18 protein-coding genes are annotated in these 18,017 nt (G+C 60.5%); 9 read left to right on the top strand and 9 right to left on the bottom strand.

The window, feature by feature from the left end; translation table 11 throughout:
• The first annotated feature begins 52 nt into the window (after nt 1–52).
• Nucleotides 53–691: a CatA-like O-acetyltransferase gene (locus JQM66_RS08590; RefSeq protein ID WP_235229462.1), complete on the top strand. Its 639-nt coding sequence runs from the start codon at nt 53–55 to the stop codon at nt 689–691.
• Between the two features lie 42 nt (nt 692–733).
• Here JQM66_RS08590 and JQM66_RS08595 read toward each other — a convergent pair whose 3' ends face one another.
• The 7 genes from JQM66_RS08595 to JQM66_RS08625 form a co-directional block, all read right to left on the bottom strand.
• Nucleotides 734–1,645, bottom strand: coding sequence for a C40 family peptidase (locus JQM66_RS08595; RefSeq protein ID WP_235229463.1), 912 nt, complete (start codon nt 1,643–1,645; stop codon nt 734–736).
• Between the two features lie 32 nt (nt 1,646–1,677).
• Nucleotides 1,678–1,980 carry a hypothetical protein gene (locus JQM66_RS08600; RefSeq protein WP_235229464.1) on the bottom strand — a complete coding sequence of 101 codons (303 nt, stop codon included), beginning with the start codon at nt 1,978–1,980 and terminating at the stop codon, nt 1,678–1,680.
• 151 nt (nt 1,981–2,131) lie between these two features.
• Nucleotides 2,132–2,386 carry an IreB family regulatory phosphoprotein gene (locus JQM66_RS08605; protein WP_235229465.1) on the bottom strand — a complete coding sequence of 85 codons (255 nt, stop codon included), beginning with the start codon at nt 2,384–2,386 and terminating at the stop codon, nt 2,132–2,134.
• Nucleotides 2,387–2,527: 141 nt separating this feature from the next.
• Entirely contained in the window at nt 2,528–2,674 is a 147-nt protein-coding gene (locus tag JQM66_RS08610) for a hypothetical protein (protein WP_235229466.1), read from the bottom strand.
• 44 nt (nt 2,675–2,718) lie between these two features.
• A complete protein-coding gene (gene pheT / locus JQM66_RS08615) occupies nt 2,719–5,409 on the bottom strand; it encodes a phenylalanine--tRNA ligase subunit beta (protein WP_235229467.1) in 2,691 nt (896 codons plus the stop codon).
• A 365-nt stretch (nt 5,410–5,774) separates the two neighbouring features.
• Nucleotides 5,775–6,800 (bottom strand): phenylalanine--tRNA ligase subunit alpha, encoded by a 1,026-nt coding sequence (gene pheS, locus JQM66_RS08620; RefSeq protein WP_235229468.1) that lies wholly within the window; start codon nt 6,798–6,800, stop codon nt 5,775–5,777.
• Nucleotides 6,801–7,162: 362 nt separating this feature from the next.
• Nucleotides 7,163–8,059, bottom strand: coding sequence for a helix-turn-helix domain-containing protein (locus tag JQM66_RS08625; protein ID WP_235229469.1), 897 nt, complete (start codon nt 8,057–8,059; stop codon nt 7,163–7,165).
• Between the two features lie 210 nt (nt 8,060–8,269).
• Here JQM66_RS08625 and JQM66_RS08630 point away from each other — a divergent pair, with 210 nt between their 5' ends.
• The 7 genes from JQM66_RS08630 to nrdR all read left to right on the top strand — a co-directional run bounded on the left by JQM66_RS08630 (nt 8,270) and on the right by nrdR (nt 14,643).
• On the top strand, nt 8,270–9,811 hold the full coding sequence (locus JQM66_RS08630; RefSeq protein ID WP_235229470.1) for an NAD(P)H-hydrate dehydratase: 1,542 nt from the start codon (nt 8,270–8,272) through the stop codon (nt 9,809–9,811).
• Nucleotides 9,812–9,833: 22 nt separating this feature from the next.
• Nucleotides 9,834–10,436, top strand: a complete 603-nt coding sequence (locus tag JQM66_RS08635; RefSeq protein ID WP_235229471.1) for a hypothetical protein — start codon at nt 9,834–9,836, stop codon at nt 10,434–10,436.
• A gap of 34 nt (nt 10,437–10,470) precedes the next feature.
• On the top strand, nt 10,471–11,637 hold the full coding sequence (alr, locus tag JQM66_RS08640; protein WP_235229472.1) for an alanine racemase: 1,167 nt from the start codon (nt 10,471–10,473) through the stop codon (nt 11,635–11,637).
• A 542-nt stretch (nt 11,638–12,179) separates the two neighbouring features.
• Entirely contained in the window at nt 12,180–12,548 is a 369-nt protein-coding gene (locus JQM66_RS08645) for a type II toxin-antitoxin system PemK/MazF family toxin (protein WP_235229473.1), read from the top strand.
• 403 nt (nt 12,549–12,951) lie between these two features.
• Nucleotides 12,952–13,458: a hypothetical protein gene (locus tag JQM66_RS08650; protein ID WP_235229474.1), complete on the top strand. Its 507-nt coding sequence runs from the start codon at nt 12,952–12,954 to the stop codon at nt 13,456–13,458.
• 73 nt (nt 13,459–13,531) lie between these two features.
• Entirely contained in the window at nt 13,532–14,062 is a 531-nt protein-coding gene (locus tag JQM66_RS08655; RefSeq protein WP_235229475.1) for a hypothetical protein, read from the top strand.
• 125 nt (nt 14,063–14,187) lie between these two features.
• Nucleotides 14,188–14,643: a transcriptional regulator NrdR gene (gene nrdR, locus JQM66_RS08660; protein ID WP_235229476.1), complete on the top strand. Its 456-nt coding sequence runs from the start codon at nt 14,188–14,190 to the stop codon at nt 14,641–14,643.
• A 7-nt stretch (nt 14,644–14,650) separates the two neighbouring features.
• Here the strand turns inward: nrdR and JQM66_RS08665 are convergent, their stop codons facing one another.
• Together JQM66_RS08665 and JQM66_RS08670 are read right to left on the bottom strand one after the other, a co-directional pair.
• A complete protein-coding gene (locus JQM66_RS08665; RefSeq protein WP_235229477.1) occupies nt 14,651–15,034 on the bottom strand; it encodes a DUF4363 family protein in 384 nt (127 codons plus the stop codon).
• Nucleotides 15,031–15,714, bottom strand: a complete 684-nt coding sequence (locus JQM66_RS08670; RefSeq protein ID WP_235229478.1) for a DUF421 domain-containing protein — start codon at nt 15,712–15,714, stop codon at nt 15,031–15,033. The genes JQM66_RS08665 and JQM66_RS08670 overlap by 4 nt, the downstream gene beginning before the upstream one ends.
• A 383-nt stretch (nt 15,715–16,097) precedes the next feature.
• On the opposite strand from JQM66_RS08670, the gene glmS reads away from it, so the two are divergent.
• The gene (glmS, locus tag JQM66_RS08675; protein WP_235229479.1) at nt 16,098–17,936 is read left to right on the top strand and encodes a glutamine--fructose-6-phosphate transaminase (isomerizing); all 1,839 of its coding nucleotides are present in this window, start codon (nt 16,098–16,100) and stop codon (nt 17,934–17,936) included.
• The last annotated feature ends 81 nt before the right edge of the window (nt 17,937–18,017 follow it).

Raw genomic sequence — 18,017 nt, forward strand, 5'->3', positions numbered from 1 at the left:
TAGCAGGGAAAACCGCTACAATGAGGGCAAAAAGCGGAGAGGGTGGAATACAATGAACTGTCGTGTGATCAATATGGAACAGGATCCCCGGAAGGAACAGTACGCCTATTTCCGGAACTTCGCCAACCCCTATGTGGGGCTGACGGTGAATGTAGACATCACCGGCTTGATGACCAGAAAGGTGCGGGGGGAGAGCTTGTTCCTCCTGACGCTTTATGCCGTATCCCGGGCGGCCAACAGCGTGCCGGAACTGCGGCGGCGCATCCGGGGAGACCAGGTGGTGGAGTATGATTGGTGTCCTACCTCTCACACGGAAGCCCTGGACAACGGCGCTTACTGCTATTGCCGCCTGTCGGCGGATATGCCCCTGGAGGACTTCCTTCCTTATGCCAAAGCGGCCCAGGAGGGGGTAAAGGAAGCTCCCTCCCTGGATGATGGGGAGGAGGGGGAGAGCCTGTTCTTCGTCTCCTGCGTACCCTGGGTCAGCTATACGGCCATGGTCCAGCCGGTGCCCTCTCCGGCGGACAGCAATCCCCGCATCACATGGGGAAGGTATTTTCAACAGGAGGGGAGGACCCTGCTGCCAGTAACCCTGCTGGCCAACCACGCACTGGTGGACGGCCTTCATATTGCCCGGTTTTATGAGGCCCTGGACCGGGAATTGGCGGCTATCGGGACGGAAGAAACGTAAAAAAGCGGCACGCTTGCGCGTGCCGCTTTTGCTATGTAGCGCTCAGACGTGGATACCGCCCACGAAATAGGTGTTGTAATAGCCGCTGGTCAGGTCACTGATGATGACGCCGTTGCTGCGGGAGGAAGAGGAATGGATATGCTGACCATTGCCGATGTAGATGCCCACGTGGGAGCAGGCCTTGCCGGCGTTGCGGCTGGGATCATTGAAAAGCACTAAATCACCGGGCTGCAGCTCGGAAATGGAATAGACCCGGGTGCCGATGCCGCTCTGCCACTGACCGGTGGCGGTGTGGGGCAGGGAGTAGCCGAACTGCTTGTAGATATACATGGTGAAGCCGGAGCAGTCAAAGCCGCTGGGGGAAGCGCCGCCGTAAACATAGTGGGTACCCAGGAACTGCTTGGCGGTCTCCACAATGGAATTGCCGGTGGCGGAGGTAGTGGTGGCGGTATTGGAAGCGGTCAGATCCAGGAAATCACTGCGGATATAGCCTTCCGTGCCGTATTTGCAGGTGACATCATACCAGCCGTCTTCGAAGCCGTTGACGGTGACGATGGTGCCGCTGTTCACGCTGGCCAGGACCTCGGATTCCGTGGAGGGGCCGGAGCGAACGTTGATGCCGTCGCCATTGGCGCGGCCATAGGTGGTGAAAATGTTGTCCTGATCAATGACCAGGTAGTCGGCGGAGACATAGCCGGTCTTGCCGTTGTAAGCGATCCGGTACCAACCGTCGATGCTGTTGTCCAGCACAGCCACAGCCACACCCTTGTCCAGGGTGGTGACAATAGAGGCAGAAGTGGAGGGCTCTTCCCGAAGTCTCAGAGAGGAGCCGGTGGTGGCGCCCACGGCAACGGCCTGTTCAGACTCAGCCGCCGCAGCAAAGCCCGCCAGCAACAGTACCGTGATGGCAGAGAGCAGGAGCACGCGGGTCATCTTACCTGCGAAGTGTGTCATGGGTGTACATCCTTTCGTTGATCTTTGGCGGCTTACTTCTCTTTCAGAGCCCGCTCCAGCCAGATGGCGGCAATGTCCATCGCGGCGTAGAGGCTGTCCTTTTCACTCTTTTTCACTACGCGGTCACGGGATTTCAGGTCAGGGTCCGTCAGCTGCAGCTGAATGGAGACCTTGGTGGCCACGTCCAGGTCCTGGTCCTTTTTGGTCTCCAGAATCTGCATCATGATGATATATTTCTCGGCCATCGTTCCGTAATAGATCAGATTGTCGATCCGGCGGAGAGGGTGGCCTTTGTACATCAGGCCTTCCGCTTTCGCGGTCTTGGGTTCTGCCATGGAAACACTCCTTTGAAAAATTGTAACCAAATTGTAACACATTTTTTCCGGATTGTCAACATTCCCGGAAAAGAGGTGGGAAAGGCAATTTATACCAAGGCTGAAGTGCAAAAAAAGCCCCCGGGGACCGTGGCCCTCGGGGGAAAAATCCTTATTGTCCCAGATACCGGCGGACCAGGACCTGCAGCAGCTCGTCGCGGTCAATCTTGCGGATCAGGGTTCGGGCGTTGTTGTGGTTGGTGATATAGGTGGGGTCCTCGGAAAGGATGTAGCCCACGATCTGGTTGATGGGGTTGTAGCCTTTCTCCTCCAATGCCTGATAGACGGCGGTGAGGATCTGATGGATCTCCGCATCCTTATCTGTGGCGATTTTAAACTTCCGGGTATAATTATCCAAGCTGCCCATACAGACACCACCTTTCCTCAATATTTATATAGTATACTCGATTTTTGGAAAACTGTAAAGCCCTCGGCCGAGAAAAATGCGAAAGATTTTTACTGGGCGGAGCCAAAGTTATGCTTCGGCTCCGCCCAGTATGGTTTTCCTTTAACGCAGGACCGCGCCCAGCTCGGAAGCCAGCAGGTCCAGGATGCTCTTCACGTCCTCGTCAGCTGCCTCCCATTTGATGCAGGCATCAAATGGGGCCCCAAGGGCATTGAAATGCTCGGCGGAAATGAATTCCGCCTGCGCCAAGGTTTTGCTCCGCAAAACGCTTGTACGCGCTGAAGCGCGCCAGCTTACCGCAAGACCGCACCCAGCTCGGAAGCCAGCAGGTCCAGGATGCTCTTCACGTCCTCATCAGCTTCCTGGGCAGTGAGGCTGCGGTCGTCAGCCCGGAGGGTCAGGTTGAAGGCCACGCTCTTCTTGCCCTCGGGGATGCCGGTGCCGGTATAGATGTCGAACAGTGCCACATCTTTCAGCAGGCCCTTGGCGCCCCGACGGATGCAGTCCTCCAGAGCGCCCACGGTGACGGCCTTGTCACAGACCACGGCGATATCCCGGGTGACGGCGGGGAACTTGGGCAGGGGCTGGTAGACGGGGTCCTCTCCACGGGCGGCAAACAGGGCGTTGAAGTCCAGCTCGGCGCAGTAGAAGTCCGCATCCACATCGTAATTCCGGGCCACCAGGGGATGGATCTGGCCGAACACGCCGATGCGGGTGTCGCCGCACCAGACGGTGGCGCAGCGGCCGGGATGATAAGAGGGATCGTCGCCGCAGGCCACAAAGCGGACATCCTTGGCGCGGATCTCGCCCAGAATGGCCTCAATGACGCCCTTCATGGCGAAGAAGTCCATGTCGGGACCGTAGGCGCCGATGGACAGCACCTTGTTCTCCACAGCCAGACCGTCCTCGCCGCCCAGCTGATAGGTGCGGCCGATCTCATAGAGCTTGGCGGACTTGTTGCGGAAGTTGTAGTTCCGGGTCAGGATCTCCAGCATGGAAGGCAGGACCGTAGTCCGCATGATGGAGGTGTCCTCGCCCAGGGGGTTCAGAATCTTGAAGGACTCCCGGCGGGGATCATCCGCGGCCCAGCGGATCTTGTCGTAATAGGTGGGGGAGATGAAGGAGTAGGTGATGATCTCATCGTAACCGCAGGTGCGGCACACGGAGCCCAGCAGCTGCTCCAGCTTCTGCTCGGGGGAGTAACCGCCCTGAGTGGTCTCACCGGACACCAGGGTGCAGGGGATGTTGTTGTAGCCGTGGAACCGGGCCACTTCCTCCGCCAGGTCCGCCATCCGCAGCACGTCGCCGCGCCAGGAGGGGACCGTCACCTGGTCGCCGTCCACCTGGAAGTCCAGCTTCTTCAGGATGCGGACCATCTCGTCGGCGTCCACGTCGGTGCCCAGCAGGGCGTTGATCTTCTCAGGTTCCAGCTTCAGGACGGTGGGCTGGGGCACATAGTTGAGAATGTCGATGACGCCGTCCACCACTTCGCCGGCGCCCAGCAGTTCCACCAGCTCGCAGGCGCGGTTGACAGCGGGCAGGGTGTTGAGGATATCCAGGCCTTTCTCAAATTTGGCAGAGGCCTCGGTGCGCATACCCAGGGACAGGGCGCCCTTGCGGATGCAGGTGCCATTGAAGTTGGCGGACTCGAACACCACGTCCACGGTGTCCGCCACGATCTCGCTGTTCAGACCGCCCATGATGCCCGCCAGGCCCACGGCGCGGGTGTCGTCGGCAATGACCAGGTGGTCGTGGGTCAGCTTGCGGACGTTGCCGTCCAGAGTGGTCAGCTCCTCGCCTTCCTCGGCGCGGCGGACGATGATCTTGCCGCCCTTCACATAGCGGTAGTCAAAGGCGTGCATGGGCTGGCCATATTCCAGCATGACGTAGTTGGTGATGTCCACGATGTTGTTGATGGGGCGGACGCCCATGGCCCGCAGCCGCTCCCGCATCCACTTGGGGGAGGGAGCGATCTTCACGTTCCGCACCATGCGGGCGGTGTACCGGGGGCACAGGTCGGCGGCGGGAGTCTCCACGTCCAGCAGTTCCATCAGGTTGCCTTCCGCGCCGCCCTTCACCACGGGCTCGTGGAGCCGCAGGTCGGCGTCAAAGGTAGCGGCGGCCTCTCGGGCCAGACCGATGATGCTCAGGCAGTCGGGGCGGTTGGGAGTGATCTCAAACTCCACCACGTGGTCATCGGCGCCGATGACGGGCTTGATGTCCTGGCCCAGGGTCAGGCCTTCCTCATGCAGGATGAAGATGCCGTCGGGGATGCAGTGGGGGAATTCGGCCTTCTCCGCGTGGAGGTCGGCCAGGGTGCAGATGGTGCCGGACTTGGTGTTAAAGGCCACCAGGTCTTCCGCATGGAGGTTCTGGCAGGGAGTGACCACCTCGGTGACGGCCTTGCCGTCATCCAGAGCGCACTTCCACAGATTGACGCCGGCGTTTTCCACAGCGGTGACCTTGGCGGCCACCACGGGACCGTAGATCTTGTGGCCCGGCTGGATGTCAGCGGGGATGGAGGGCTTCTCGGGGTCCAGAGGCTTGTAGTCTCCCAGAATGGCAGCGGCCACCACCGCGGCGTAGGGGAAGTCCCGCTCGTCCAGATTCAGCTCGTACAGGCCGCACAGCATGCCGTTGGATACCACGCCACGCAGCTTGCCCTTTTCGATCTTCTTGCCGCCGGGCAGGGTGGACTTGTGCTTGGCCACGGGGACCAGATCGCCCTCGTGGATGTTCCATGCACCGGTGCAGATCTGCAGCAGCTCCTCGCCGCCCACGTCGATCTGGCAGATCCACATGTGGTCGGAGTTGGGATGGCGCTCCAGAGAGACGATCTTGCCCACCACCACGTTGGAGATCTCGGCGCCCAGGTCCTCGGTGGTCTCCACCTTGGAGCCGGACAGGGTCATAGCCTCGGCAAATTCTTTATCATTGACCTCAACGGTGACAAATTCGTTGAGCCATTTTCTGCTTAAATTCATAGAATGATCCTCCTATTTTGATTAGGAAAGCGAAACAAACGTCCCGCAGAATTTCCGCCTCCGACGGAAACATGTCAAATTATTTTTGTCAGGACAGAAGGTGAATTGCCGCAAAGCGGCAAGAGAGGCCGCCCTGGGGCGTGTGCCTGACAAAAATACCCCGACCCAGCCGCCTTGGGCGGCGTTCACCAGTGACCGACCCAAGAGGTCCCCGCCGAAGCCCAGCGAAGCGGATTCGGTGGGGAAAGGAAGAACAAGCGGAGCGGTGTGAGCTTTCTCCGAAGACGGAAGCGAATGAAGCGCAGCTTGCTCTGACGCGGTGGTGGGGGATTCTCAAGGGGGAGCCTGCTCCCCCTTGACCTCTGTCAGAACTGCTCCAGGAACCGCACATCGTTCTCAAAGATCAGCCGCAGGTCGGCGATCTTGAAGCGGCGCATAGCGGTGCGCTCCAGGCCCATACCGAAGGCCCAGCCGGAGTAGACCTCCGGATCGATGCCGGCCATCTCCAGCACCTTGGGATGCACCATGCCGGCGCCCAGCAGCTCGATCCAGCCCTCGCCCTTGCAGGTGGGGCAGCCCACGCCGCCGCACTTGTGGCACTGGACGTCCATCTCGCAGGAGGGCTCGGTGAAGGGGAAGTGATGGGGGCGGAAACGGGTCTTGGTGCCCTCGCCGTACAGCTTTTCCACCACGGTGTTCAACGTGCCCTTCAGGTCGGCCATGGTGACGTTCTTGTCGATGACCATGCCCTCCACCTGATGGAACATGGGGGAGTGGGTGGCGTCCACCTCATCCTTGCGGTACACCCGGCCCGGGGCGATGATGCGGATGGGCAGCTCCATGGTCTCCATGGCCCGGACCTGCATGGGGCTGGTCTGGGAGCGCAGCATCACGCGGCTGTCCTCGTCGAAATAGAAGGTATCGGACCAGTCACGGGAGGGATGGCCCTCCTCGGCGTTCAGCTTGTCGAAGTTGTAGGTGGCCAGTTCCACCTCGGGGCCGTCCAGCACGGTGAAGCCCATGCCCACGAAGATGTCCTTGATTTCATCCAGAGCCAGGTACATGGGGTGCTTGTGGCCGATCTTCACTTCCTTGCCGGGGATGGTCACATCCAGGGTCTCGGCGGCCAGCTTGTCAGCCAGAGCCTTTTCCGCCAGAACAGCGGACTGGGACTCAATGGCGCTCTCCAGAGCGGCCCGGACTTCGTTGGCCATCTGGCCCATGACGGGGCGCTCCTCGGGGCTGAGCTTGCCCATCTGCTTCAGAACGGCGGTCAGCTCGCCCTTCTTGCCCAGATACTGGACCCGGACGGCGTCCAGCTCCGCTGTGGTCTGAGTGCCGTTGATGGCATCCAGCGCAGCGCTGCGAATAGCTTCCAGTTGTGCTTTCATAGTCATGCTCCTTATATAAATGTTCTTTTGAGGCAAATAAAAAAGCCCCTCGCCCCTTGATTGGGACGAAAGGCCGGTCCTTCCGCGGTACCACCCAAATTCACGCCGGTATGGCGTGCGCTTGAAGCCCCTGTAACGGAGGGCATCCGGCCATGTCTCCATGGCGGCTCCCGGGCGAACCAAACCGGGCGTCCGCAGTCTGGCTTGCAGCCGGTGACCAGACCTCTCTTGGCGGCGTGTCGCGGTTATTTTCCCGTTCATCGCTGATAACAACTAACATTTATACCATATAAAATAAAGAAATGCAAGAGGGAAAAGCCCCTTTCCCACCGAATTTCGGTGGGAAAGGGGAGGGAAATCGGTCAGTCCTCGCCCTTGTAGGGGTCCAGCGCCACGCTCGCCACGCCGCAGAGGATGCCGCCCACCGCGAAGACCCACCAGGCAGTGCCCCAGGTGTTCCGGGTGAGCCCCAGGCCCACGTAGATGGCAGTAGCCAGCAGCATGATGACGCCGCAGGCGGCGCCGATGAGGTTCAGCCGCTTTTTGGCCTCCGGGTCCGGGTTGTTGTCCCGGTTGTACTTCCAGATCTTGTACTTGTCCTCCTGCATGCCGCCGTAAATGAAGGAGAATACCGCCCCGGCGATCAGCAGCAGGAAGCAGGCGGCTGCGAAGGACTCGTAGGGCTCCCGCTCCGGCAGGAAAGCAAAGGTCAGGATCAGCAGCACCAAGCCGAAGAGGATGGCACCCACACCGCCGGCGATGTACCACACGAATTTCTGATGGAAAGCATCCTTTTCCTCCTCGGTATAAAAGTCCTGGATGACGGGATGTTTTTTGCGGAAGTTGTCGTGCTGGATGCCGCCGGCCACCATGACCACCACGGAGATGGTGAGGATCAGCATAAACACCGCCGTGGACAGCATCTCGGGCAGGCCCAGAGTGTTCAGCAGGATCATCAGGGCAATACCGGCGATGATAGAAAAGACTGGCAGGGCAATCTGCAGGGTGAAGCGGTTCATGTGATCGTCATACCGGGCGGTATCGCTGACCCGGCTCTCCTCCACGCTGCCCCGCAGCAGGGTGTCCATATTGACGTCATAGAGATCGCAGATGCGCAGCAGGGTGTCCATTTCCGGGAAGCTGGCGCCGCTCTCCCACTTGCTGACAGACTGACGGGAAACCTCCAGCTGTTCCGCCAGCTGCTCCTGGGTAACGCCTGCCTGGGCACGGATGTATTGCAGATTATTTGAAAAAGCCATGGTAAAAACCTCCTGTGTTTGATGGCCTCATCCTACCGGAGCAGGCGTGTCAATGCCAGCGATTTGGTGTTGCGTTTGAAGAAAATGATGTAACGTTTCGGTTGCGAAGCCTATTATACCAGGGTTTTCCGGACTTTGGAAGAAAAATCGAATTGCATTGGAGCGGTGTACCTCTTATAATGAGGAAAAACGACACGGGAGGCATGGACCATGAAGCTGGCGACAGCCGCGCAGATGCGGGAACTGGACAGACAGGCCATCCAGGAGCGGAAGATCCCCTCCATCGACCTGATGGAGCGGGCGGCGGAAGGAGTGGCGGAAACGGCGCTGGAGCTGCTGCCCCTGCGGCCAGGGAAGTGTCGGGCGGCGGTGTTCTGCGGCTCCGGCAACAACGGTGGAGACGGCATCGCGGCGGCCCGGCTGCTGTTTTTGAAGGGCGTCCGGGTACGGGTGTTCCTGGTGGGCAGCTATGAAAAGATGACGCCAGATGCCCTGGAGGAGACCCGGCGGCTCAGCGAGTGCGGCGTGGAGCTGGAGCGGTTCGACCCGGAGGATCTGACACAGAGCACCTGGGCCAGAGGCAGCCACGTGCTGATCGACGCCGTGTTCGGCGTGGGGCTTTCCCGGGAAATTACCCCGGACTCGGTCTATGCGGCCGCTATCCACCTGATAAACGAATGCTCCGGCGCCGTGGTGGCGGCGGATATCGCCAGCGGCGTGGAAGCGGATACCGGTCGGGTCCTGGGTTATGCGGTCGAGGCTGACAAGACCATTACCTTTACATTCAAAAAGTTGGGGCAGGCCGTTGGGAACGGCGCATTGCTGTCCGGAGATGTGACTGTCTGGGACATCGGGATACCGGAGGACCTGCAAAACGGCATAGTCTGTGCCGCACAGACGGTGGAGCGGGACTTTGCCAAGATTGCCCTGCCGCCCCGGAAAGTGGACGGCCACAAGGGGACCTTCGGAAAGCTGCTGGTAGTAGGCGGTTCCGTGGGTTTCACCGGGGCGCCCTACCTGACAGCAACTGCTGCGGTGCGCTCCGGCTGCGGGCTGGTGTACCTGGGGGTGCCCCAGGAGATCTGGGCTGTGGAGGCCGCCAAATGTGTCTCCGCCATGCCCTTTCCGTTGGCGGATAAAAACGGCCTGTTAAGCTATAAGGCTTTACAGACTATTAAAGAAAAGCTGGCGTGCTGTGATGTGCTGGCCCTGGGGCCGGGACTGGGCCGGAGCCCTCACACAGAGCGGCTGGTGTGCGAACTGCTGGAGCGGACGGAACAGCCGGTGGTGCTGGACGCCGACGGCATAAACGCGCTGGCGGGACATATAGATGTGTTGGACCGGCGGAAGGGCCGGGTCACCATACTGACGCCCCATGACGGGGAATTTGCCCGCATCGGCGGCGATTTGTCCCATGGCGACCGTGTCCGTGCTGCCCGGGAGTTTGCGGTGCAGCATGGCTGTGTGCTGGTACTGAAGGGGCACCGGACCGTGACGGCCACACCCGAGGGGAATGTGATGGTGAACACCACGGGGAATTCCGGCCTTGCCAAGGGCGGCAGCGGCGATGTGCTGACCGGCATTATCGCGGCGCTGCTGGCCCAGGGCTGTACGGCGGCCCGGGCCGCGGCCCTGGGCGTCTGGCTCCATGGGCGGGCTGGGGACCTGGCTGCGGAGCGGCTGACGGAGTACGCCATGACGCCGGAGGATGTGATGGGTGCCCTGCTGGGTGCCTTCCGGGAACTGATATAAAATTATAAGGAGGAACCATTGGGTGCGTAAAGGAGTTTGCGTACCAACGATAGCCCTGTGCCTGCTGCTGACAGCCTGCGGCGGCGCGGGAGAGGAGCCGGCCAATAATCTGCGGGATCTGTATCATGACATGACCGGCTGTACCATGGAGGCCACGGTCACCTGCGATCAGGAGGACCTGGAGTGGGAGGCGACCCTGCGGTGCGACTATGTCCCGGAGGGGGAGACCGTGGTGGAGGTGCTGGCCCCGGAGACCATTGCCGGGGTGAAGGCGGTAGTGCGCGGATCGGACTGGCAGCTGGAGTATGAGGGAGAGCGCCTCAACGCCGGTGCCCTCAGTCAGGAGGAGATCAGCCCGGCTCTGTGCCTGCCCCGGCTGATGGACGCCCTGCGGGACGGTTGGCTTCTGGAGGAGAATCAGGAGAAATGGAACGATATTCCCTGCCTGCGGCTCTGCGTGGACCAAACTGGCCTCCAGGATGGCAAGATTATCTCTACCGTCTGGCTGCGGCAGGAGGATGGCACGCCTGTGCGGGGAGAGATCGCCGTGGATGGAGAAATAATTTTGACGGCGGAGTTTACGAGTTTTGCCTTTTGTGATACAATAAAATCTCAGGAAAACTGACGGCTGTTTCTGCGAAAGAAGGAGACCCATGGAAATGGAAGATACGATCCTGCGGCGCACCTGGGCGGAGATCGACCTGGACGCGCTGGCGCATAACTATCAGCAGGCCCGGCGGCTCACCGGCCCGTCGGTGAAGTACCTGGGAGTGGTGAAAGCGGATGCCTACGGTCATGGTGCGGTCCAGGTCTCCCGGAAGCTGGAGGCTCTGGGGGCCGACTACCTGGCGGTGTCCAGCCTGGACGAGGCCCGGGAGCTGCGGCACGGCGGCATCCAGGCCCCCATCCTGATCCTGGGCCACACGCCGCCGGACATGGTGCCGGAGCTGATCCGGTACCACATTACCCAGACGGTCTCCGCAAAAGCCAAGGCGGAGGAGTACAGCGCCGCCGCCTCCGGCTGCGGCGGGACCCTGAAGGTTCACATCAAGGTGGATACCGGCATGTCACGACTGGGCTTTCTGGTGCGGGACGGCCATTTTGAAGGCGGCGTGGAGGCCATCGTCCAGTCCTGCGCCCTGCCCAATCTGGAGGCGGAGGGCATCTTCACCCACTTTGCCGTTTCTGACGAGGACGACGAGCCCAGCGAGGCCTATACCCGGCAGCAGTTTGGTGTGTTTACCCGGGTGATCGATGCCCTGAAAGAGCGGGGGATAACCTTTGCTATCCGCCATTGCGCCAACAGCGGCGCCCTGGCCCGCTATCCGGAGATGTATCTGGATATGGTGCGTCCCGGCATTGCCCTTTACGGCGCCGGGGATGACGCGGAGCGTCTGGGGCTGCGGCCGGTGATGACCTTGAAGTCCTGCGTGTCCACCATCAAGGTCTTTGACCCCGAGACGGATATCAGCTACGGACGGACCTTCCACACGGCAGCCCGGACCCGGGTGGGCGTGCTGCCCATCGGCTATGCGGATGGCCTGTTCCGGGGACTTTCCAACCATATTGCGGTCCAGACGGACCAGGGTCCGGCGCCCATCCGCGGGCGCATCTGCATGGATATGACCATGGTGGATCTGACGGACAAGCCGGAGGTCCATGTGGGGGATGCCGTGGAGCTGTTCGGACCCCGCCAGAGCGTGGATGCACTGGCAAAGATCCTGGACACAATTCCCTATGAGCTGACCTGCGCGGTCAGTAAGCGGGTGCCGAGATTGTACATGGAGAACGGCGAAGTCGTGGAGCGAAGCCTGCGGCTGCTGTGACAGCGCAGGTCAGCTCGCCGCCGCACATGCGGCGTTCAAGCGTTTTGCGAAGCAAAACCTTGAAATCGGCGGGATTCATTCCCGACGATTTGAGTGAGATCGAGGGGCCCCCGCTGTGACACAAGCGAAGCGGGTCACAGTGGGGAGACTGACCTGCGCGGTCAGCAAACGTGTGCCGAGGTTGTATATGGAGAACGGCAAGGTGGTGGAGCGGAGTCTGCGGCTGCTGTGACAGCATTTCGAACGCAAAGCGTGAGCCGCCGCGAAAGCGGCACCAAGTGTTTTGACGGAGTCAAAACCTTGAAACAGGCGGACTTTGCCTGCCTGTTTGAGTGAAATGAAGGGGTCCCCGCTGTGTCGCTAAGACACAGTGGGGGGAAAATTGGTTCACATCATCCTGTCCGCCGCATAGGATAGTGCGGGGCGGAGACGCCGGAATTTTGCGCGGAGCGTATAAATTCCGGAACTGCGTGGGAGAATGAAAGTGGCCTCACCGAAGGTGCTTCGGTGACGGGTACTTCTTTCGGCGGAGTGTGAACTTTGTGGATACGAGTGTCAAGCGCGGTGATATTTACTATGCCGATCTCTCCCCGGTGGTGGGCAGCGAGCAGGGCGGCGTCCGGCCGGTTCTGATCATCCAGAACGACACCGGAAACCGTTACAGCCCCACCGTGATCGCGGCGGCCATTACCTCTCAGACGGGAAAGGCCCGGCTGCCCACACATATCGACCTTCCCGTGGACCAGAGCTGCGGCCTGAGCCGGGATTCCGTGGTCCTGCTGGAGCAGGTGCGGACTCTGGACAAAAAGCGCCTGCGGGAGCGGATGGGCCATGTGGAGGAGCATGTGATGAACAAGGTGGATACAGCCATAGCGGTGAGCTTTGGGCTGCCCCACGACCAGTTGGTTTGAATGAATCCCCCCGGAAGGGTGACCTTCCGGGGGACAGCCATGGGAAATGAGCGGCGATTTGAGTCAAAAGAAAAGGGCTCCCGCAGGGACAGCAAAGCTGTCGCTGTGGGGCGAGGGCAGGGCCGAGCCGCCGCGGAAGCGGCGCCAAGCATTTTGCGGAGCAAAATCTTGAAATCGACGGAATTCATTTCCGGCGATTTGAGTCAAAAGAAAAGGGCTCCCGCAGGGACAGCGAAGCTGGCACTGTGGGGCGAGGGCAGGGCCGAGCCGCCGCGGAAGCGGCGCCAAGCATTTTGCGGAGCAAAATCTTGAAATCGACGGAATTCATTTCCGGCGATTTGAGTCAAAAGAAAAGGGCTCCCGCAGGGACAGCAAAGCTGTCGCTGTGGGAAAGGAGGTACATATGAAAAAGAACAGATGGTTTCTGCGTATGATGGTATTGCTGCTGCTCAGCGGCATTCTGAGCATGACGATCGCCCTGGCGGCAGAGCCGGGCTCCGACGGGGACCCGCTGGTGACGCTGAGTTATCTGAACGACACCTTTATGAAGAGCGTGATGGACAAGGTGGACCAGAAGATCTCTGCCCGGAACAGCCAGCTGGCCCAGCAGCTGGGCGGTCAGATCAGCGGCGGTACCGGCACGGCTGCCACCTTCACTGTGGTGACCCTCTCCAATGGACAGGTTTTGAAGGGGGATATCGGCTGTGAGGTGATGCTGCGGGTTGGCACGGCTGTCTGCGTGTCTCCCTCCAATCCGGGCCTGATCGACGAGAGCAGCGCTGCCACCCTGAACAACGGCGGGGCGCTGGCGCAGAATCACCTGTACATGATGACCATTGAGGGCCGGGGTGTGAAAGCCACTGCGGCAACCACCAAGCTGCTGGTGCGGGGAACCTACACTGTGGCCTGAGAAGCGGGTATGAAACAACCCGCCTGCGCATAGGATTGCGCAGGCGGGTTGTTTTTTTGAGGAGGCATGGTGTATGGACAAGTTTCCGCTGCTGTGGAAGAAAAACTCCCTGGGAGAACTGACAACGGAGCGGGAGGCGCTGTACACCTGGTTCACAGCCCGCTGCCGCCTGCCCGGAAAGGGGCTCTGGTGCGCTTGGGCAGTAGGGGCGCAGGGAGAACTGCGCATTGGGGTGCTGGAACCAGTGGGAGACCAAGCGGTCATCCGCCGAAGATTTTCTGACCGCATGACAGCACCTTTGGGAAAGCTCCTGCGAGGCGAGCTTCGGCCTGCTTCCTGTGAAGCTGTTGCCTGGGAGCCGGTTCCTGAGCCAGCGCGGCTGTTTCATACACCATGGCTTCAAAAACAGCTGCGGGGGGCGGAGGGCCCCCTGCTGCGGCGGGAGGGAGTGCGCCGCTCTTTGGCACTTCCGTTTGACAAGGAAAAGCCTTTTCCATTGAGTGCCCTGTTTTGCTTCGCACAGATCATCAGCATCAGGGGGCAGCTCTATGCCGTCTACAGTTTTGACGAAAAGGAATGGCCGGTATTCCCCAGCGAGGCTTAGACCGGAGCTGACATAAAGAAAAACTTTGAAATTCGAAAAATTTTGATACCATATTTAGCGGTCCTGTGTTATAATGACCACAAGTATACCCGCCGGAGTCCCGGTGGAAAACGGGAGGAAACTTTATGAAGTGTCCGTTTTGCGGTTATGGCGAGAGCAAGGTCATTGATTCCCGTCCGGCGGAGGAGGGCACCAGCATCCGCCGCAGAAGAGAGTGCCTCTCCTGCGGAAAGCGCTTCACCACCTACGAGACGGTGGAGAGCCTGCCCATGGTGGTGGTGAAGAAGGACGGCAGCCGGCAGAGCTTTGACCGGCAGAAGGTGCTGGGCGGCATGATCCGTGCCTGTGAGAAGCGGCCGGTGCCTCTGGCTGATTTGGAGAAGATCGCCGAGGAGATCGAGCAGGATCTGCAGAATTCCATGGAGCGGGAGATCAGCACCGAGGACATTGGCGAGAAGGTCATGGACCGACTGCGGACCGTGGACCAGGTGGCCTACGTCCGCTTCGCCTCCGTATACCGCCAGTTCAAGGATATCGACACCTTCATGGCAGAGCTGAACAAGCTGCTGGCTGAGAAGTAAAACACCTTTACAGCACGTTTTTGATGCTGAACCGCTCCATTTCCGCCAGCAGCCGCAGCTGGTCCCGCAGGTCCGCCAGCTCGGCCCGCAGCTCGCTGGATTCCCGGGCGGCGGCAAAAGCCATGGCCCGACGGTACATGGCCTCGGCATCGTCCACGGCATCGTGCTCGGAGACGATGTGGAGCCAGGTTTGGTGTTGGGACCAGTCCTCGTAGCTCTTTGTCAGAGCGGCCACCGTGTCCGGCCAGTTTTCAGCCTGCATCAGTGCATCCGCCTGCTGCAGCTGGCTCCGCCAGCGATCGGTGCCGGCGGTCATGGCATGGCTGTTCCACAGGGAAAAAGCAAGGATGGCGGCCAGCACGGCGATGGGCGGCAGAAAGATTTTTTTCATGGGGCGGACTCCTTTTTGACGCAGAATACCTGGCCCTGCTCATCCAGGGTCAGAAGAAATGCGTCCTGGGGGGAGGACAGGCCCTCCCGTTTCAGTGTCTTCCGGAGCCAGGTGTCATCTTTTCCGCAGATCTTGAGGTTTTTATGAAGGACCCGCCCGTCATTGATCAGGATGACGGGCAGCGTGACATCGTCCTCCAGGTCCAGCCCCATTTGGGCGGCGGTGGGCGGCTGCTGGCGGGTCCAGGGGAGGACTGAAAGCTGCCCCGAGTTTTCCAGAACGGCGTATTTTACATCAGCGATGCCGGAAAAACCCTGTGTCCGCAGCTCCTCCAGCAGCTCGTCCAGAGTATAGCGGTTTTTGCGCATGGTCTCCTGCTGCAGCTGGCCGTTCCGGATCAGGACGGCGGGTTTGCCGCAGACCAGCTCCCGGAAGCGGAGGTTATACAGCGACAGCTGGCTCAGCAGCATGGACAGGGCCAGCAGCGTCAGAATGGGGATGACGCCCGCCAGCAGCGGGATGCCGAAGTCCTGCATGGGCACCGTGGCCAGGTCGGAGATCATCATGGTCAGCACCAGCTCACTGGGCTCCAGCTCGCCGATCTGCCGTTTGCCCATGAGCCGGAGCCCCAGCATAATGAGAAAATAGAGGATCACGGTGCGGGCGGAAGCGGTCATCATAAGCATCCCTCCGTTGAAACAGTGTTTGACGGCGCGGGATTTTTTATGCGGATACGACTCCCCAGGGGGAGTTTTATCATATACTAACGCAGTAACAGAAATCGCAGAGGTGAAAGGAGGATCATGGGCCAGGACCCATCATAAGCGCCAGTGCCCGGGAGCGGACGACTCTCCGGGACGACGAGGAGAGGGGAGCGTCAGAGCGAATCTGCTCTGCGATCGAAGATTTCGGCGGATGCCCCTCCGTGTCCGTGGGCATGTGACACAGTCAGCAAATACGCGGGCGACCGCGGAACAGAGGGACTGTGACCACGGGGAAAGCGGCAAATGACTGCGCATTTGTCCTTTTGAATGGAAATCAATTCAGGAGGATTATCATCGCTATGTGCGGAATTATCGGTTTTGTGGGCCGTGAAGAGGCGGCCCCTATTTTGCTGGACGGATTGGAGCGGATGGAGTACCGGGGCTATGACTCCGCCGGTATCGCCGTGCGCTCTGAGACAAAAGGCCTGCAGGTCAAAAAGTGCAAGGGTCGGCTGAGGGTGCTGTCCGACCTGACCCACGGCGGCGCCGATCTGGAGGGAACTCTGGGCATCGGCCACACCCGCTGGGCCACCCACGGAGAGCCCAACGACATCAACGCCCACCCCCACGTCAGCGAGAACGGGCAGATCGCCCTGGTCCACAACGGCATCATTGAAAACTATCTGGAGATCAAGGAGCACCTGATGAAGCTGGGTGTCACCTTTACCTCCGACACGGACTCTGAGGTGGTGGCCCAGCTGCTGGCGTTCCACTACAACGAGTGCCACAACATGCTGGAGGCCGTGGGCCGGGTCCTGCGCCGCATTGAGGGTTCCTATGCGTTGGGCATTGTCTGCTCGGACTATCCCAATGCCCTGATTGCCGCCCGGAAGGACAGCCCGCTGATCATTGGCTACGGCGAGAACGGCAATTTCATCGCCTCCGACGTGACGGCCATCATCAAGCACACCCGGGACGTGGTCTATATGGGCGACGGCGAGATCGCTGTGCTGACGGCGGACAGCGTGGATGTGTTCGACGACGAAATGCTGCCTTTGGAAAAGCAGCACAGCACGGTGGACTGGGATGTGTCCGCCGCGGAGAAGGGCGGCTACGCCCACTTCATGTTCAAGGAGATCATGGAACAGCCGGAGGCCATCCGCAAGACCGTCTCTCCCCGCATCCGGGAGGGCCGTGTGGTGCTGGACGATGTCTCCATGACGGCGGAGTATGTGCGGGACATCTCCCGCATCTTCATCGTTGCCTGCGGTTCCAGCTACCATGTGGGTATGGTCAGCAAGTACAACTGGGAGCGGCTGCTGCGCCGGCCCGTACAGGTGGACCTGGCCTCGGAGTTCCGGTACAGCGACCCGCTGGTGGATGAACACAGCCTGGTGGTGGTCATCAGCCAGTCCGGCGAGACCCTGGACACCATGGCCGCCATGCGGGAGGCCAAGCGCCGGGGCGCCCGGACACTGGCCATCGTCAACGTGGTGGGCAGCTCCATCGCCCGGGAGGCCGACGACGTGCTGTACACCTGGGCCGGCCCCGAGATTGCTGTGGCCACCACCAAGGCCTACTCCACCCAGCTGGTGCTGATGGACCTGATCGGCCTGTATCTGGCGGACCTGCTGGGCACGGTGGAAAAGAGCGAGTACGACGCCATCCTGGCGGAGATCCAGGCGCTGCCGGAGAAGCTGCAGCGCTTCCTGGACCACTTTGAGGACGTCCAGTACTTTGCCTCCCGGTATTTCAACCATAACTCCATCTTCTTCATTGGCCGGAACCTGGACTACGCCATGGGCCTGGAGGGCTCTCTGAAGCTGAAGGAGATCAGCTATATCCATTCCGAGGCTTACGCTTCCGGCGAGCTGAAGCACGGCACCATCTCCCTGATCGAGCCGGGGACCCTGGTGGTGGCCCTGGGCACCTATGCGGCGCTGTTTGACAAGGCCATGAGCAACGTGGTGGAGGTGAAGGCCCGGGGGGCCGAGGTTCTGGCCGTCACCACGGAGAGCTTCCGGGAGAAGATGGAAAAGACCGCCGACGCCACCATCGTGGTGCCGGATACCCATCCCATGCTCCAGCCCTCTCTGGGCGTGGTGCCCCTGCAGCTGTTCGCCTACTACGTGGCGCTGCAAAGAGGCTGCGACATTGATAAGCCCCGGAATCTGGCGAAATCCGTCACTGTGGAGTAAAGCACGACCTCCCGCACCGAAAGGCGCGGGAGGTTTTTCAAAATTCCCCCTTGACTCTCCCATAGTGGCAGGGCGTATGCT

The organism is Oscillibacter valericigenes, assembly GCF_021531915.1.
In the GTDB taxonomy this organism is placed as follows: domain Bacteria; phylum Bacillota; class Clostridia; order Oscillospirales; family Oscillospiraceae; genus Oscillibacter; species Oscillibacter valericigenes_A.

Coding starts and splice junctions, on each gene's coding strand:
- JQM66_RS08590 (WP_235229462.1), top strand. CDS start 53: ATGAACTGTCGTGTGATCAATATGGAACAGGATCCCCGGAAGGAACAG.
- JQM66_RS08595 (WP_235229463.1), bottom strand. CDS start 1,645: ATGACACACTTCGCAGGTAAGATGACCCGCGTGCTCCTGCTCTCTGCC.
- JQM66_RS08600 (WP_235229464.1), bottom strand. CDS start 1,980: ATGGCAGAACCCAAGACCGCGAAAGCGGAAGGCCTGATGTACAAAGGC.
- JQM66_RS08605 (WP_235229465.1), bottom strand. CDS start 2,386: ATGGGCAGCTTGGATAATTATACCCGGAAGTTTAAAATCGCCACAGAT.
- pheT (WP_235229467.1), bottom strand. CDS start 5,409: ATGAATTTAAGCAGAAAATGGCTCAACGAATTTGTCACCGTTGAGGTC.
- pheS (WP_235229468.1), bottom strand. CDS start 6,800: ATGAAAGCACAACTGGAAGCTATTCGCAGCGCTGCGCTGGATGCCATC.
- JQM66_RS08625 (WP_235229469.1), bottom strand. CDS start 8,059: ATGGCTTTTTCAAATAATCTGCAATACATCCGTGCCCAGGCAGGCGTT.
- JQM66_RS08630 (WP_235229470.1), top strand. CDS start 8,270: ATGAAGCTGGCGACAGCCGCGCAGATGCGGGAACTGGACAGACAGGCC.
- alr (WP_235229472.1), top strand. CDS start 10,471: ATGGAAGATACGATCCTGCGGCGCACCTGGGCGGAGATCGACCTGGAC.
- JQM66_RS08650 (WP_235229474.1), top strand. CDS start 12,952: ATGAAAAAGAACAGATGGTTTCTGCGTATGATGGTATTGCTGCTGCTC.
- JQM66_RS08655 (WP_235229475.1), top strand. CDS start 13,532: ATGGACAAGTTTCCGCTGCTGTGGAAGAAAAACTCCCTGGGAGAACTG.
- nrdR (WP_235229476.1), top strand. CDS start 14,188: ATGAAGTGTCCGTTTTGCGGTTATGGCGAGAGCAAGGTCATTGATTCC.
- JQM66_RS08665 (WP_235229477.1), bottom strand. CDS start 15,034: ATGAAAAAAATCTTTCTGCCGCCCATCGCCGTGCTGGCCGCCATCCTT.
- JQM66_RS08670 (WP_235229478.1), bottom strand. CDS start 15,714: ATGATGACCGCTTCCGCCCGCACCGTGATCCTCTATTTTCTCATTATG.
- glmS (WP_235229479.1), top strand. CDS start 16,098: ATGTGCGGAATTATCGGTTTTGTGGGCCGTGAAGAGGCGGCCCCTATT.